The organism is Rheinheimera salexigens, assembly GCF_001752395.1.
Lineage (GTDB): Bacteria > Pseudomonadota > Gammaproteobacteria > Enterobacterales > Alteromonadaceae > Alishewanella > Alishewanella salexigens.
In genome coordinates this window covers 2,914,702-2,928,728 of sequence record NZ_MKEK01000001.1, presented here as the reverse complement: position 1 = coordinate 2,928,728, position 14,027 = coordinate 2,914,702, and the positions used below count along the sequence as shown (strand labels likewise).

Below are 14,027 nucleotides of genomic sequence, written 5' to 3'. Positions count from 1 at the left end.
AGCTAATTAGTGTCATTATTTACCTTGTCAGGCTGTTAATCAGCTCAGGCGCTGAGTTATGATACCCCACTATAAATTTATCTCAGTGTGAAATGCATTGAGAAAATGCAACAGGAGCAAGCGAATGCTAATTCTTACTCGTCGTGTTGGTGAGACACTGATGATTGGTGACGAAGTCACAGTGACCGTATTAGGTGTAAAAGGTAACCAAGTTCGCATTGGTGTAAATGCACCTAAAGAAGTTTCTGTACATCGCGAAGAAATTTATATGCGTATCCAAGCAGAAAAAGGCACAACTGAAGAAAATTTCGGTGGTGATAAGTAATTTAGTTTACGTGACAAACTTTGCTTGCATAGTATTGAATTTGTCCATTTAGTGCTGGTTATCTAAACAATTGTTTAAAAGGTCGCCAAACGCACTTCTAATTACCAGAAATTGTTTGACATATATTCTTAAGACATTAATATACACGCCGCAACACAGAGTGGAGAAATGGCCGAGTGGCTGAAGGCGCACCCCTGCTAAGGGTGTATAGGGGAAACTCTATCGAGGGTTCGAATCCCTCTTTCTCCGCCATTTTGTTTTAGACCGGACGCATAGCTCAGCTGGATAGAGTACTCGGCTACGAACCGAGCGGTCGGAGGTTCGAATCCTCCTGTGTCCGCCATCTAAACCTTAGATGGCCAAGTGATGAAGTAAAGTAAAGAAGTTGTAGTAACAAGTTTTAATATTTAAAGTAAAAGTTAGCACCACCCCGGACGCATAGCTCAGCTGGATAGAGTACTCGGCTACGAACCGAGCGGTCGGAGGTTCGAATCCTCCTGCGTCCGCCACATTAAGAAGAACCCGCTCTGGTGAAAACCTAAGCGGGTTTTTTATTACCTGCTTTTTATTATCTAAATCATCAGCGTTATGCTATAAATGCACTATAAATTTGTGGCTAACACGCTTAGAATAAACCGTATTAGCGGCACAGCAATTCTTCTATCTACTGCAGCGAGCCAATCCATAGTGACGGTTTTAGCTACCACTAATACAGCAGCACAGCCAATATCTGACAACCACAGTGTTACTATGCAAACTGTGTTATGTCGGCATTGCGATTTAGTTCAGGAAATTACTACTTTACAGGCTGGCGAAGAGGCATGTTGCAGTCGTTGTAACCATACTTTAGATGCTCGGCATGTTCAGCCGATACTTAGGCCTGTGTTGTATGCAGCAACAGCGTTATTTATGTTGTTGTTAGCCAATTTATTTCCCTTTGTTAGCATGTTTGTTGCCGGTGATCGGCATCAAATGAGCTTCTTTGATACCTCGTCAGTGTTATTTCAACAGCATCATCAATGGCTAGCCTTACTGATTTGGTTGTTAATTCAAGCTATTCCGGCTTTTTGCATGATGGCAATTATATATTTAAAGCTAGGTATGCTCTATAAACTACCGTTTAGAGTATGGGTGGCGCGGGTTTTATACATGTTAAAACCTTGGAGTATGGTCGATATCTTTTTAATGGGTCTTATTATTAGCTTTGTTAAATTAGTGGCCGATGCTGAAATTTCTTTAGGGGCGAGTTTTTGGGCCTTCTGTATTTTTTGTTTATTACATTTGCGGGTGTTTCAAGTTATTGATCAACGAGAGTTATGGTCAAAAATATCGCCAGCGCCATCGTTATCACTCAACACTACAGTAGGTATGGGTGGATTAGAGCAAGGCTTAAAGCTGTGTCAAGTGTGTACGGGAATGGTGTTGTTACAGCATAAAAATTGCACGCGTTGTCACAGTACGGTGTATCCGCGGCAACGTGGCAGTATTCAAAATACCATCGCTTTATTAGTCGCCGCAATAATACTGTATATACCTGCAAACTTATTGCCGATTATGATCACAGTATCGTTTGGTGATCGTATAGAATCGACAATTATTAGTGGCTTAATAATTATGTGGCAAGACGGCGCTTATCCAGTGGCCATTATTATTTTAATTGCCAGTGTGATTGTGCCAGTTGCAAAAATACTGGTGTTATTGTGGTTGTGTTATTTAACCCGAATATCCAAAGCAGGCCGACAACGTTATTCGACACAAGTGTATCGGGTGGTTGATTGGATAGGCCGCTGGTCGATGGTGGATGTGTTGGTGGTTGCCATTATGGCAGCTTTAGTTAGGTTTGATTTATTAATGACTGTTTATCCTGGTGTGGGCGTTATTGTATTTGCTGCCGTGGTGATATTAACTATGTTAGCAGCGTTAAGTTTTGATCCGCGGTTATTATGGGACGCACGTCCGGTATATGAGGGGAAAGCGAGTGACAGATAGTGAAGTTACAACAGCGAAAGTCCGCAGTATTAAACAATGGTCACCAATCTGGGTTGTGCCACTCGCTGCAATCTTGGTTGGTTGCTGGATGCTATATAATCACTACCAGCAACAAGGGGCATTATTAACGTTAGTGGCTGCAGATGCTGAAGGCATTATTGCCAATAAAACCCAAATTAAAAGCCGTAGCGTTGATGTTGGTCAGGTGGTTTCCGTCGAATTAAGTGGCGACTTAAAACAAGTTATTATTAAAGCGCGGATGAAACCTGCCATTAGCGCCATGCTGAACCAAGACTCACAGTTTTGGGTGGTTAAACCGCAAATTGGCCGAGCGGGTGTCACCGGTTTAGATACCTTGTTATCTGGCGCCTATATTGAATTGCAACCAGGCGAGTCTGAAGTAGAACAGCGTCATTATCAGTTATTACCTTCCCAACCTGCAGCACCGGCCGATGCGCCGGGTATCCGCGTTATGTTGAGTGCATCAGATACCAGTGGTTTAGCCGTTGGCGATCCGGTGCTGTATCGAGGCTATGAAGTGGGTACGGTCGAACACAGTGAATTTAATTTAGGTCAAAAACGTACTGAATATCAAATATTTATTCGTGAGCCTTATGATAGTTTAGTGTCTGAAAACGTCCGTTTCTGGCTTAGTAGTGGTTTTTCATTTGATTTGAATGCGGAAGGCTTACAAGTTGATATTGCTTCAGCAACTACATTATTAAGTGGCGGTGTAAGTTTTGATTTAATGCAAGGCTGGCCCAGCGGTAAAGCGGTCGATAATGGCTCTGAGTTTCAATTGTTTCCCAACCGACAACGGGTGCAAGAGGGCATGTATAACGATTATGTTGAATACTTATTATTTTTTGACGAGTCGGTACGAGGTTTAAAATCAGGCGCGCCGGTTGAGTATCGCGGTATTCGTGTAGGTACGGTTGCTAGTGTGCCGTTTTTCTTTTCTATTGAAAAACCGTTTGAAGTATCTTTGCAACAAGGTATACCGGTGTTGATTCGGGTTGAAACTGGCCGGCTATATGAAAACTTAAGTAAAAAGCAGCTTAAAGAAGAATTAAATAAAGCCGTTGCCAAAGGCATGCACGCTACATTAAAACCCGGTAACTTATTAACCGGCGCATTATTTATTGAGCTGGCGTTAAATAATGATCCTGTCTTTGTTGAGAGCCAAGTCAGCTTATTAGCAGAGCAAAGGTTGTTAAGCGACAGTGCTGGCTACCCAATGTTACCCAGTGCCCGTAGTGGCTTTAGCAATATTGAACAAAAAGTATTAATGGCGTTAGACAAAATTAATAACTTACCGATTGAGCAATTATTATTGCAAGGTGATAAAACCTTACAAAGCACCGATGCGTTGATGCAAAGTGCTTCAATACTTGTTAAACAAGTCGATGCCTTATTAACGTCACCGCAACTACAGCAGTTGCCGCAAGATTTGCAACAAAGTATGCAACAGTTGCAAGCGATGTTAGCGGGTATTAGCCCAGGATCGCCAGCTTATGATCGATTAGACAGTAATTTGCAAACGCTGGATCAAGTTTTACGTGATGTGCAACCGGTTTTGCAATTATTAAATCAACAAAGTAATGCCTTATTCTTTAATGCTGAGACCGCCGCTGATCCTGAACCTAAGAGAGCTAAACCATGAGAATGTTTAACGTTTTTGTACTAGTACTTGTTATGCTAACGGCTGTTACAGCCTGTAGTAGCTCGGTATCGGTGGATTATTACCAATTAAGCACGGCTAAATTAGCGCATGAAGCAAAATCAAATGACCAATCTGTTTTTATACCACCGGTACAAGTAGCCAGTTATTTAAATAGTAAATCGTTAATTATGCAAATGTCTTCGGTGCAATTGGTATTAGCTCGGCAGCACTTATGGGCCGAGCCCTTAGATCAACAAATTCAACGTAAATTGGCCAATAGCCTAGAGGCAAGTAATCAAGGTTACGTTATCGCGCTTAAGCCGAGCTCTGACGCGGTGACGCTGGTAGTGAGTGTCGAGCAGTTCCATGGCACGGCGGAAGGCTATGCCGTGCTGCGGGGGCGTTATAGCTTGCAGCCGGCTTTTAATCATGGCAACAATAAAACGGCTAGTGACAATGTTAATGAAAATGCCAGCAAAGTGAAAAACTATACTTTTAGTTATCAATTGCCTTTACAAGCTGATGGCTATCCAGCCTTAGTAATAAGTTTAAGCCAAGCGGTAGAGCAGTTAGCTGAGGACATTTTGCAGCAATTAACTAAGCCAGCCTCTATTTAAAGTTAAACATAGCGTCAGTTGCTGTTACGCTTAGCGTTTAAGTATAAGGTTAGCAACCTAGTATTTTTGCTGTTAATAGCAACTATCAATCAAGGTTATTTAGCGACAGCAAGTTAACACCGCATAATGCTATGTAATATAAGAAACATGGCAAAAATCAATGTCTAAGTAATTTAACTAAAATATCTTAGCATTGTCGGGCAGTCATAATTACCCCAAGCCAAAATTAAGAGGAATGCTAGATGGTGACAGAATTATTAATCGAGTCAGCCAATTTAATGTTGATAGGCATGGTGTCTGTATTTTGTTTTTTATGGCTGCTGGTTTTGGCTGTAGGGCTATTAAGTAAAGTTATGCAGCGTTACTTTCCTACACCGGCAAAAGAAAAATATATCGATAATATACCGGCGGCATCAACGGCAGTTTCTCCCGCTATTGTTGCTGCAATTACTGCAGCAATTCACCAGCATCGGCAACAACATTAAAAGGACCTGAATATGAGTAAGCCATTATTATTAACCGAATTAGTGTTGCGTGATGCGCACCAGTCATTATTAGCCACCCGGTTACGTCTCGAAGATATGCTGCCTATTGCCGCCAAATTAGATCAAGTTGGTTATTGGTCAATTGAATCCTGGGGCGGAGCAACTTTTGACTCTTGTATTCGTTATTTAGGTGAAGATCCGTGGCATCGTATTCGTGAACTAAAAAAAGCTATGCCAAATACAAAGCAGCAAATGCTGTTACGAGGCCAGAATTTATTGGGTTACCGTCATTATGCTGACGATGTAGTGGAAGCATTTGTAGAGCGCGCGCACAAAAATGGCGTTGATGTATTCCGTATTTTTGATGCTATGAACGATATCCGCAATTTACAAACTGCAGTACAAGCAGCGATCAAAGTGGGCGCGCATGCCCAAGGTACTATTTCTTATACTGTTAGCCCAGTGCATACCATTGATATGTGGGTTGACATGGCGCGGCAGTTAGAAGATATGGGCTGTCACTCTATTTGTATTAAAGATATGGCTGGCTTACTTAAACCCTATGTGGCTGAAGAATTAGTGACGCGGATTAAAGAAGCCACTAAAATCCCATTAGCTATGCAGTGTCATGCTACAACGGGGTTAAGTACAGCGACGTATCAAAAATCTATTGATGCTGGTATCGATATTCTAGATACAGCCATTTCATCTATGAGTATGACTTATGGCCATAGCGCGACAGAGACTATGGTTGCCATTACCGAAGGTGAGTCGCGTGATACTGGGCTTAATATTGAACTGTTGGCAGAAATTGCCGCTTACTTTCGTGATGTTCGGAAAAAATATGCTCAGTTTGAAGGGTCATTAAAAGGGGTTGATGCCCGTATTTTAATCGCCCAAGTTCCAGGCGGTATGCTAACTAATATGGAAAGTCAGCTTAAAGAGCAGGGTGCGCTGGATAAATTAGATACCGTCCTAAAAGAAATTCCGCGCGTGCGTGAAGATTTAGGCTTCCTGCCACTTGTTACGCCTACCTCGCAAATTGTTGGTACTCAAGCGGTGCTTAACGTGTTAACGGGTGAGCGTTATAAGAGTGTAACTAAAGAAACGGTTGGCGTGCTTAAAGGCGAATATGGTGCAACACCTGCCGCGGTGAACAAAGAGCTACAATTGAAAATTTTAGCCGGCGAACAGCCAATAACGTGTCGGCCGGCCGATTTAATTGAGCCTGAGTTAGCTAAGCTCACTATAGAATTAAATAAGTTAGCGGATTCAGAACAAATTCGTTTAGCGGATGAAACCATTGATGATGTATTAACTTATGCCTTGTTCCCACAAGTGGGCTTAAAGTTTTTAAAGAATCGGGATAATCCTGCGGCATTTGAACCGGCACCAGAGCAATTGGCTGAGCAAGAAGAGAAAGCTAAAGCAGAAGCCCAAGCCGCTAAAATTGCAGCAAATAATAGTGAACCAGCCAGTTATAGTGTGCGGGTAGATGGCAAGGTTTATAAAGTTGAAGTAGCCAGTGGTGGCGAACTAACCGCTATTAAACCTGTGGTATCGGAAAATATACCCGGCAGTGCATCCTTGACTGGTAGTGCCACGCTTAATGCGCCATTAGCCGGTAATATCTGGAAAATAGTGGCTAAAGAAGGCAACAGCGTTAAACGCGGTGATGTGGTTATTATTATGGAAGCAATGAAAATGGAAACAGAGGTACGTGCTGTCGCTGATGGTACTGTAACTAAAATCCATATCGCTGCAGGCGATGCTGTTAGCACGGGTGATGTGCTGATTAGCTTTAATTAACGCTAGCTAGCTTTAAGGATATGTTATGGATTCAATTACAACGTTAATTGCCTCAACGGGTATCGCTAATTTCACGGCTGGCCAAGTTGTAATGATGTTAGTTGGCTTTGGTTTGCTATATTTAGCCATTGCCCGAGGCTTTGAGCCACTTTTACTGTTACCCATTGGTTTTGGTGCGATTTTAACTAATATTCCAATAGCGGGCTTATCAGAGGTGGGTGGCATTCTTCATATGATTTATGAAGTAGGGATCTCAACAGGGATCTTTCCACTGCTAATTTTTATGGGGGTAGGCGCTTTAACCGACTTCTCTGCCTTGATAGCTAATCCTAAAATGTTATTTTTAGGAGCTGCGGCGCAGTTTGGTATTTTTGCTACTTTAATCGGTGCTGTGGCGTTAAATGTTGTACCTGGGCTTAGTTTTACTCTAAAAGAAGCCTCAGCGATTGCTATTATTGGTGGTGCTGATGGTCCAACGGCCATATTTTTAGCCTCTAAGTTAGCGCCAGATTTACTTGGTGCTATTGCAGTAGCGGCATACTCATATATGGCGTTAGTGCCGTTAATCCAGCCGCCTATTATGCGGGCATTAACCAGTAAAGCCGAACGTAATATTCAAATGAAGCAATTACGCGAAGTTAGCCAAAAAGAGCGTATTTTATTCCCACTGTTAGTGTTGTTATTAACCATTCTACTATTACCTAGTGCGACGCCATTAATTGGTATGTTTTGTTTAGGTAACTTAATGCGCGAGTCTGGCGTGGTCGATCGGTTAAGCAAAACCGCCCAAAATGAGTTGATTAATATTGTCACCATCTTCCTAGGGTTAGCGGTAGGCTCAAAGCTTAGTGCGGATAAGTTTCTGACCATGCAAACGCTAGGGATCTTATTATTAGGTGCTGTCGCTTTTGCTATCGGTACTGCCTCCGGGGTATTAATGGCAAAACTAATGGCTAAGTTTTCTAAAGAGCCCATTAATCCATTAATAGGGGCTGCAGGAGTATCAGCTGTGCCTATGGCGGCGCGAGTAGTGAATAAAGTGGGTTTAGAAGCTAACCCACATAACTTCTTGTTAATGCATGCTATGGGGCCTAACGTAGCCGGCGTTATCGGCTCAGCGGTAGCGGCAGGTATACTGCTCGCACTAGTAGGCTAGCTGAGATAGTGGTGAGTGTTGAATGTTTAGTGACAAGTGACAAGTGACAAAGATAAATTATTGCGGTTCGGTTTTAGCCTAAACTAACCATTGCAGCCTTGGACGGGCGGAAATGAGCCCCAGGGATGGGTTTACGGCGTGTTAGTGAGGGTAAACCGAACTGTATATACACTTTAACTTAGTTTTAAATTTAGTTTTAAACTTTTAGTGTTGAGCATCTAATATTTTGGAGCCAGTCCAGTGACACAAAGCATTAGCAGCTAGCAGCTAGGATGTAGGCTGTTAAGCAACCAACAAAAAAGCCAATCTTCGGATTGGCTTTTTTGTTTTCAGTCTAACTCAGCACTCAACACTAAACACTCAACACTAAACACTAAACACTCAACACTAAAGCTTATGGTGCTGCTGTAGGCTCTGCTGCTGTTTTCGCTAACAATACTCGCTCGTTAGTGTGTAACTGGGCTAAAATCTGCTGGGCTTGTTGGGTAAATAATTGCTTTTCGTTACCTTGTAATGGGGTAGCCTGTGGCAGCTTAATTGTGCGCGGATTACGATGCACACCATCTAATAAAAATTCATAATGTAAGTGAGCGCCGGTAACGCGACCAGTTGCACCTAAACGGCCCAGAGTTTGGCCCTGACGAACCTTTTCACCTTTACTTACTTGGCGCTTAGATAAGTGCAAATATTTAGTCACAATATTATTGGCATGTTGAATAAACACATAGTTACCATTTAAATTGTTGTAAGCAGAAGCGATAACACGACCATCACCAGCGGCCATAATAGGCGTGCCTGTAGGGGCCACATAATCAACACCATTATGAGGGCGTACGGTTTTTAAAACGGGATGCAACCGGCGCGGGTTAAAGTTAGAGCTTACATATTGAAAGCTGACTGGCGCACGTAAGAATGCTTGGCGCATGCTAGCACCATCAGGCTTGTAGTAGTTGCCATCAGTGTGACGAACTGCTTGATATAAATGGCCTTGGTTTTGAAACTGGGCAGCAATAATATTGCCATTGCCAATAAACTCACCATCGACAAATTGGGTTTCGTATAACACGCTAAAGCTATCGCCAGCACGGATATCTAAACCAAAATCGACATCCCATCCAAAAATTCCAGCTAAATTCATAATCTGGGCTTCAGATAATCCCGACTCTATGCCTGCACTCCAAAAATTACTGCGAATTTCTGCACTTGAAAATTGGCTGCGTAGCTCAACTTCTTTTTTCAACTCTTCAGCAATAAATTTACCATCTACATCACGGCTAATACGTAAGGTGGTTAAGTGATTTAAGGCATAGCGTAATTCTTGTAATTCACCTGTTTGGTCTAAGCCAAACTCTAATTGTTCGCCAGGAAATAACCGAGTTAAGGTTTTAGCTTGTGTGCCTAATGCTAAAATATTTAACATAGTTTGCTGGCTGACATTGGCTTTTTTAAATAATGCAGAAAGCACATCACCTTTTTGTACCTGCAAAGTTGCCCAGTTCAACGAGTGATCTTCTTCTGGTAACTCCGGTAGGCTAGCAATCGCTTGTTCTTCAGCAATATCTTCCGCTGTTTGCGGTAAATCTAAGCTATAACGTTTACCAATTTCTAAAGCTGCGCTTTTAGTGCCTTTAGAGGCAGCGGCTTGTTCAGAGGGTAATAGTAAAGTAATAGACAGCATCACCGAAATGCCGACAATTAATACGCGGTGGGGCTTGGGAATTTTAGTGACTAAATGATGCATAATACGAGTCAGATCTCAATAAACGTACAAAAACCGAGCATATACGTTTTAATTGCAATACACCAGTCTTTTGTGCGTTTGCAGCTGCTTGTACATGCTATAGAATAGGCGTAATTTAACATTAATTAAAACTAATTGGGAGAGACAAATGGCGGACTGGGAGCTAGCTTTAGCGGAATTAAAGCGCGGTTGCGAAGAAATTTTGCTTGAAGAAGAGCTTATTGCCAAATTAAAGGAAGGCAAGCCACTGAAAATAAAGGCTGGCTTTGACCCTACGGCACCTGATCTGCATTTAGGTCATACCGTATTAATTAATAAATTACGTACCTTTCAGCAGCTAGGTCATGAAATCATATTCTTAATTGGTGATTTTACTGGCTCTATCGGTGATCCAAGCGGTAAAAACGTTACGCGCAAGCCACTGAGCCATGCAGAAGTATTAGCTAACGCTGAAACCTATAAAGAACAAGTGTTTAAAATCCTTGATGCTGATAAAACGCGGGTGGCGTTTAATTCTGAGTGGATGGATAAGTTAGGCGCAGCCGGCATGATTAAATTAGCATCACGGCAAACTGTTGCCAGAATGCTTGAGCGTGACGACTTTAAAAAACGCTACGCCAATAATCAATCTATTGCCATCCACGAGTTCTTATATCCATTAGTTCAAGGTTGGGATTCTGTAGCCCTGCAAGCGGATGTTGAAATGGGCGGTACCGACCAGCGCTTTAATTTATTAATGGGCCGCGAGTTACAAAAAGATGAAGGTCAACGGCCACAAACCGTGATGATGGTACCTTTGCTAGAAGGCTTAGACGGCGTACAAAAAATGTCGAAGTCGTTAGGCAACTATGTCGGTATTACCGATGCACCAAACGATATGTTTGGTAAGATTATGTCTATCTCTGACAGCTTAATGTGGCGTTACTACGATTTGCTTAGCTTTAAGCCTATAGAACAGATAGCGGGATTAAAGCAGCAAGTTGCAGACGGTGCTAACCCCAGAGATATTAAAATTCTATTAGCTAAAGAAATTATTGCGCGTTTTCACACTGAAGCTGATGCTGAAGCAGCGCATCAAGACTTTATTCAGCGTTTTACCAAAAATGCGTTGCCGGATGAAATACCTGAACAAAGTATTAGCTGTGAAGCTGCCAGTATGGCCATTGCAAATGTATTAAAAGAAGCTGGTTTAGTGGCAAGTACGTCTGAAGCTATTCGGATGATTAAGCAAGGTGCGGTTAAACTTAACGGTGAAGATAAAATCACTGATCCTAAGTTAGAAATTGCTAAAGGCTCAAGTGATATTTACCAAGTGGGTAAACGTAAGTTCGCAAAAATCTCTTTAGTTTAATTGTTTTATAAAACAATAACTTGACATAGCAGGCTGCGGCCTGTTATGTATCTCACCTAAAGGACTATCTAACGTATTAACTTAGCATCCTTCAATATCTGCACTACACTCATAGTAGAGTAATAATAAGGAGACTTGCATGACAACATCAGCTCACTTCGCGAAAAAACTCAGTGTCGGTGGTAAAGAATACCAGTATTATAGTTTAGCTACCGCCAGTGCGGATTTTGGCGATATTGATCGGTTACCTTTTTCGTTAAAAGTATTATTAGAAAACTTACTACGTCATCTTGATGGTGACAACGTTAGTGTTGACGATATAAAAGCCTTAGTTGATTGGCAAAAAACGGGACACTCAGAACGAGAAATCGCTTACAGCCCAGCACGCGTATTAATGCAAGACTTTACCGGTGTACCTGCAGTTGTAGATTTGGCGGCGATGCGAGCGGCTGTTGCCGAGTTAGGCGAAGATCCTACTAAAGTTAACCCTTTAACCCCCGTTGATTTAGTTATTGACCACTCGGTTATGGTAGACAGTTATGCTAATCCTGAAGCATTTCAGCGCAACGTAGAAATGGAAATGCAACGTAACCATGAGCGTTATTCTTTTTTACGCTGGGGTGCGACTGCCTTTAATAATTTTAGAGTTGTACCACCGGGTACCGGTATTTGTCACCAAGTTAACTTAGAGTATTTAGGTCAAACGGTATGGACCAATAACGATACTGATACACCAACGCTATATCCTGATACTTTAGTAGGTACAGACTCGCATACCACTATGATTAATGCCTTAGGTATTCTAGGCTGGGGCGTGGGTGGTATTGAAGCTGAAGCCGCTATGTTAGGGCAACCTGTTTCAATGACCATACCTGAAGTAATAGGTTTTGAGTTTGTTGGCAAGTTGCAGCCAGGTATTACAGCAACTGACTTAGTGTTAACCGTTACTCAGTTGCTGCGTAAGCATGGTGTGGTAGGTAAGTTTGTTGAGTTTTATGGCGATGGCTTAGATATGCTATCACTTGCTGATAGAGCCACTATTGCAAACATGGCGCCAGAATATGGGGCGACTTGTGGTTTCTTTCCTGTTGACCAAGTAACGTTAGATTATTTAGCCTTAACTGGACGGGATCAAACGTTAATAAATAAAGTTAAAACTTATACGCAAACTCAAGGTTTATGGCGAGAAAAAGGCCATACCCCTATTTTTACCGATAGTTTACGCCTTGATTTGTCAGATGTTGTACCTTCACTAGCCGGCCCAAAAAGACCACAAGATCGAGTCACTTTGTCTGGTTTAAAACGGCACTGCAATGACATGCTGGCTTTAGATATCGATGCCGATAAAGAAAGCCGTAAAGCCTTGTTAAATGAAGGTGGTGGTCAGCCGCAAGCAAGTCATGTTGTGGATCATGATATAGAGCACGCGGGTGAGCAATTTAAATTAAAAAATAATGCCGTGGTAATCGCCGCTATTACCTCTTGTACTAATACCTCTAATCCTAGTGTGTTGATGGCGGCGGGTTTATTAGCGCAAAAAGCTTTAGCTAAAGGCTTAAAACGTCAGCCTTGGGTTAAAAGCTCATTAGCACCAGGATCTAAAGTCGTCACTCGGTATTTAGAGCAAGCCGGTTTAATGGCACCTTTAGAGCAGTTAGGTTTCCATTTAGTGGGTTATGGTTGTACCACTTGTATTGGTAACTCTGGTCCTTTGGCCGATGTTATTGAGCAGAAAATCAGTTCAGCCGACTTAAACGTTTCTGCAGTATTATCGGGTAACCGTAACTTTGAAGGTCGGATCCATCCGTTTGTAAAATCAAACTGGCTAGCATCACCGCCATTAGTCGTTGCTTTTGCTTTAGCAGGTACTATTGATATTGATCTAACTAAAGATCCGTTAGGCGAAGATCAGCAAGGTAATCCGGTTTATCTACAAGATATTTGGCCAGATAATGCTGAAGTAGCCGCTGCAGTGAGTCAAGTTCAAACCAGTATGTTTACTAAAGAGTATGCAGCAGTATTTACCGGCGATGACGCTTGGAAAAATATTAATGTGCCTAAAGAGAGAACATATCCTTGGCCGGAGTCTACCTATATACGCCATCCTGATTTCTTCCAGGGCTTAAGTCGCAAGCCTGCTGCAATAGAAGATATTGTAGATGCGCGTTTATTAGCACTGTTAGGCGACTCAGTGACAACGGATCATATTTCACCCGCTGGCTCTATTAGTGACACTAGCCCTGCAGGTATATATTTACAGCAGCAAGGCGTTGGGACGGTTGATTTTAACTCTTATGGCTCACGCCGTGGTAACCATGAAGTCATGGTAAGAGGTACTTTTGCCAACGTTCGTATTCGTAATGAAATGGTACCTGAAGAAGAGGGTGGCGTAACCCGGCATTATCCATCAGGTGATAAGCTGGCTATTTATGATGCAGCTATGCGTTATCGCCAGCAGGGAGCACCAATGGTTGTCGTGGCGGGTAAAGAGTATGGCACAGGCTCATCACGTGACTGGGCAGCTAAAGGTACTTTAATGCTTGGTGTACGCGCAGTTATTACTGAGTCTTATGAGCGGATCCACCGTTCTAACTTAATCGGCATGGGTGTTTTACCTTTACAGTTCCTTGCGGGAACAGATCGTAAAACATTAAAACTAAAAGGCGATGAGCGCTTTAGTATTCGCGGTCTTAATAATTTAAAACCGAAACAAAAGCTAACAGTTTTTATTACTTATGCAGATGATTCACAGCAAGAAATAGAGGTTGTTTGCCGGATAGATACCGGTAATGAGCTTTCGTATTACCAGCATGGTGGCATTTTACATTATGTGTTACGAAATATGATAGGTAGTGCATAAAGCTTAGTGTTTAGTTTTGAGTGCTAAGTGA

General features: G+C 42.2%; 10 protein-coding genes and 3 tRNA genes. 12 read left to right on the top strand and 1 reads right to left on the bottom strand.

Translation table 11 applies throughout. The features are described from left to right. Nucleotides 1-124: 124 nt before the first annotated feature. From csrA to BI198_RS13400, 10 genes are all read left to right on the top strand, one after another. Nucleotides 125-325 carry a carbon storage regulator CsrA gene (csrA, locus tag BI198_RS13445; RefSeq protein WP_070050013.1) on the top strand — a complete coding sequence of 67 codons (201 nt, stop codon included), beginning with the start codon at nt 125-127 and terminating at the stop codon, nt 323-325. A 162-nt stretch (nt 326-487) separates the two neighbouring features. Then, nucleotides 488-577 (top strand) — tRNA-Ser (locus BI198_RS13440). Nucleotides 578-591: 14 nt separating this feature from the next. After that, nucleotides 592-668 (top strand) — tRNA-Arg (locus BI198_RS13435). An 89-nt stretch (nt 669-757) separates the two neighbouring features. Next, nucleotides 758-834, top strand: a tRNA-Arg gene (locus BI198_RS13430). A gap of 88 nt (nt 835-922) precedes the next feature. Beyond that, entirely contained in the window at nt 923-2,314 is a 1,392-nt protein-coding gene (locus BI198_RS13425; RefSeq protein ID WP_235605337.1) for a PqiA/YebS family transporter subunit, read from the top strand. Continuing rightward, nucleotides 2,304-3,977 (top strand): intermembrane transport protein PqiB, encoded by a 1,674-nt coding sequence (gene pqiB, locus BI198_RS13420; protein WP_074467421.1) that lies wholly within the window; start codon nt 2,304-2,306, stop codon nt 3,975-3,977. Before BI198_RS13425 ends, pqiB begins: the two co-directional genes overlap by 11 nt. Further along, nucleotides 3,974-4,594, top strand: coding sequence for a PqiC family protein (locus BI198_RS13415; RefSeq protein WP_083256626.1), 621 nt, complete (start codon nt 3,974-3,976; stop codon nt 4,592-4,594). Before pqiB ends, BI198_RS13415 begins: the two co-directional genes overlap by 4 nt. 242 nt (nt 4,595-4,836) lie before the next feature. Then, nucleotides 4,837-5,079 carry an OadG family protein gene (locus BI198_RS13410; protein ID WP_070050010.1) on the top strand — a complete coding sequence of 81 codons (243 nt, stop codon included), beginning with the start codon at nt 4,837-4,839 and terminating at the stop codon, nt 5,077-5,079. 12 nt (nt 5,080-5,091) lie between these two features. Further along, nucleotides 5,092-6,888 carry a sodium-extruding oxaloacetate decarboxylase subunit alpha gene (gene oadA / locus BI198_RS13405; RefSeq protein ID WP_070050009.1) on the top strand — a complete coding sequence of 599 codons (1,797 nt, stop codon included), beginning with the start codon at nt 5,092-5,094 and terminating at the stop codon, nt 6,886-6,888. A gap of 25 nt (nt 6,889-6,913) precedes the next feature. Continuing rightward, nucleotides 6,914-8,044, top strand: a complete 1,131-nt coding sequence (locus tag BI198_RS13400; RefSeq protein ID WP_070050008.1) for a sodium ion-translocating decarboxylase subunit beta — start codon at nt 6,914-6,916, stop codon at nt 8,042-8,044. 394 nt (nt 8,045-8,438) lie between these two features. Here BI198_RS13400 and BI198_RS13395 read toward each other — a convergent pair whose 3' ends face one another. Next, nucleotides 8,439-9,785, bottom strand: coding sequence for a peptidoglycan DD-metalloendopeptidase family protein (locus tag BI198_RS13395; RefSeq protein WP_070050007.1), 1,347 nt, complete (start codon nt 9,783-9,785; stop codon nt 8,439-8,441). Between the two features lie 148 nt (nt 9,786-9,933). Here BI198_RS13395 and tyrS point away from each other — a divergent pair, with 148 nt between their 5' ends. Then, complete coding sequence (tyrS, locus tag BI198_RS13390; protein ID WP_070050006.1) at nt 9,934-11,136, top strand: tyrosine--tRNA ligase; 1,203 nt, start codon at nt 9,934-9,936, stop codon at nt 11,134-11,136. A gap of 139 nt (nt 11,137-11,275) precedes the next feature. Further along, nucleotides 11,276-13,996 (top strand): aconitate hydratase AcnA, encoded by a 2,721-nt coding sequence (gene acnA / locus BI198_RS13385; protein ID WP_070050005.1) that lies wholly within the window; start codon nt 11,276-11,278, stop codon nt 13,994-13,996. The last annotated feature ends 31 nt before the right edge of the window (nt 13,997-14,027 follow it).

What these genes read in the sequence shown, in the direction of transcription:
- csrA (WP_070050013.1), top strand. Translation starts at nt 125, where the DNA reads ATGCTAATTCTTACTCGTCGTGTTGGTGAGACACTGATGATTGGTGAC.
- BI198_RS13425 (WP_235605337.1), top strand. Translation starts at nt 923, where the DNA reads ATGCACTATAAATTTGTGGCTAACACGCTTAGAATAAACCGTATTAGC.
- BI198_RS13415 (WP_083256626.1), top strand. Translation starts at nt 3,974, where the DNA reads ATGAGAATGTTTAACGTTTTTGTACTAGTACTTGTTATGCTAACGGCT.
- BI198_RS13410 (WP_070050010.1), top strand. Translation starts at nt 4,837, where the DNA reads ATGGTGACAGAATTATTAATCGAGTCAGCCAATTTAATGTTGATAGGC.
- oadA (WP_070050009.1), top strand. Translation starts at nt 5,092, where the DNA reads ATGAGTAAGCCATTATTATTAACCGAATTAGTGTTGCGTGATGCGCAC.
- BI198_RS13400 (WP_070050008.1), top strand. Translation starts at nt 6,914, where the DNA reads ATGGATTCAATTACAACGTTAATTGCCTCAACGGGTATCGCTAATTTC.
- BI198_RS13395 (WP_070050007.1), bottom strand. Translation starts at nt 9,785, where the DNA reads ATGCATCATTTAGTCACTAAAATTCCCAAGCCCCACCGCGTATTAATT.
- tyrS (WP_070050006.1), top strand. Translation starts at nt 9,934, where the DNA reads ATGGCGGACTGGGAGCTAGCTTTAGCGGAATTAAAGCGCGGTTGCGAA.
- acnA (WP_070050005.1), top strand. Translation starts at nt 11,276, where the DNA reads ATGACAACATCAGCTCACTTCGCGAAAAAACTCAGTGTCGGTGGTAAA.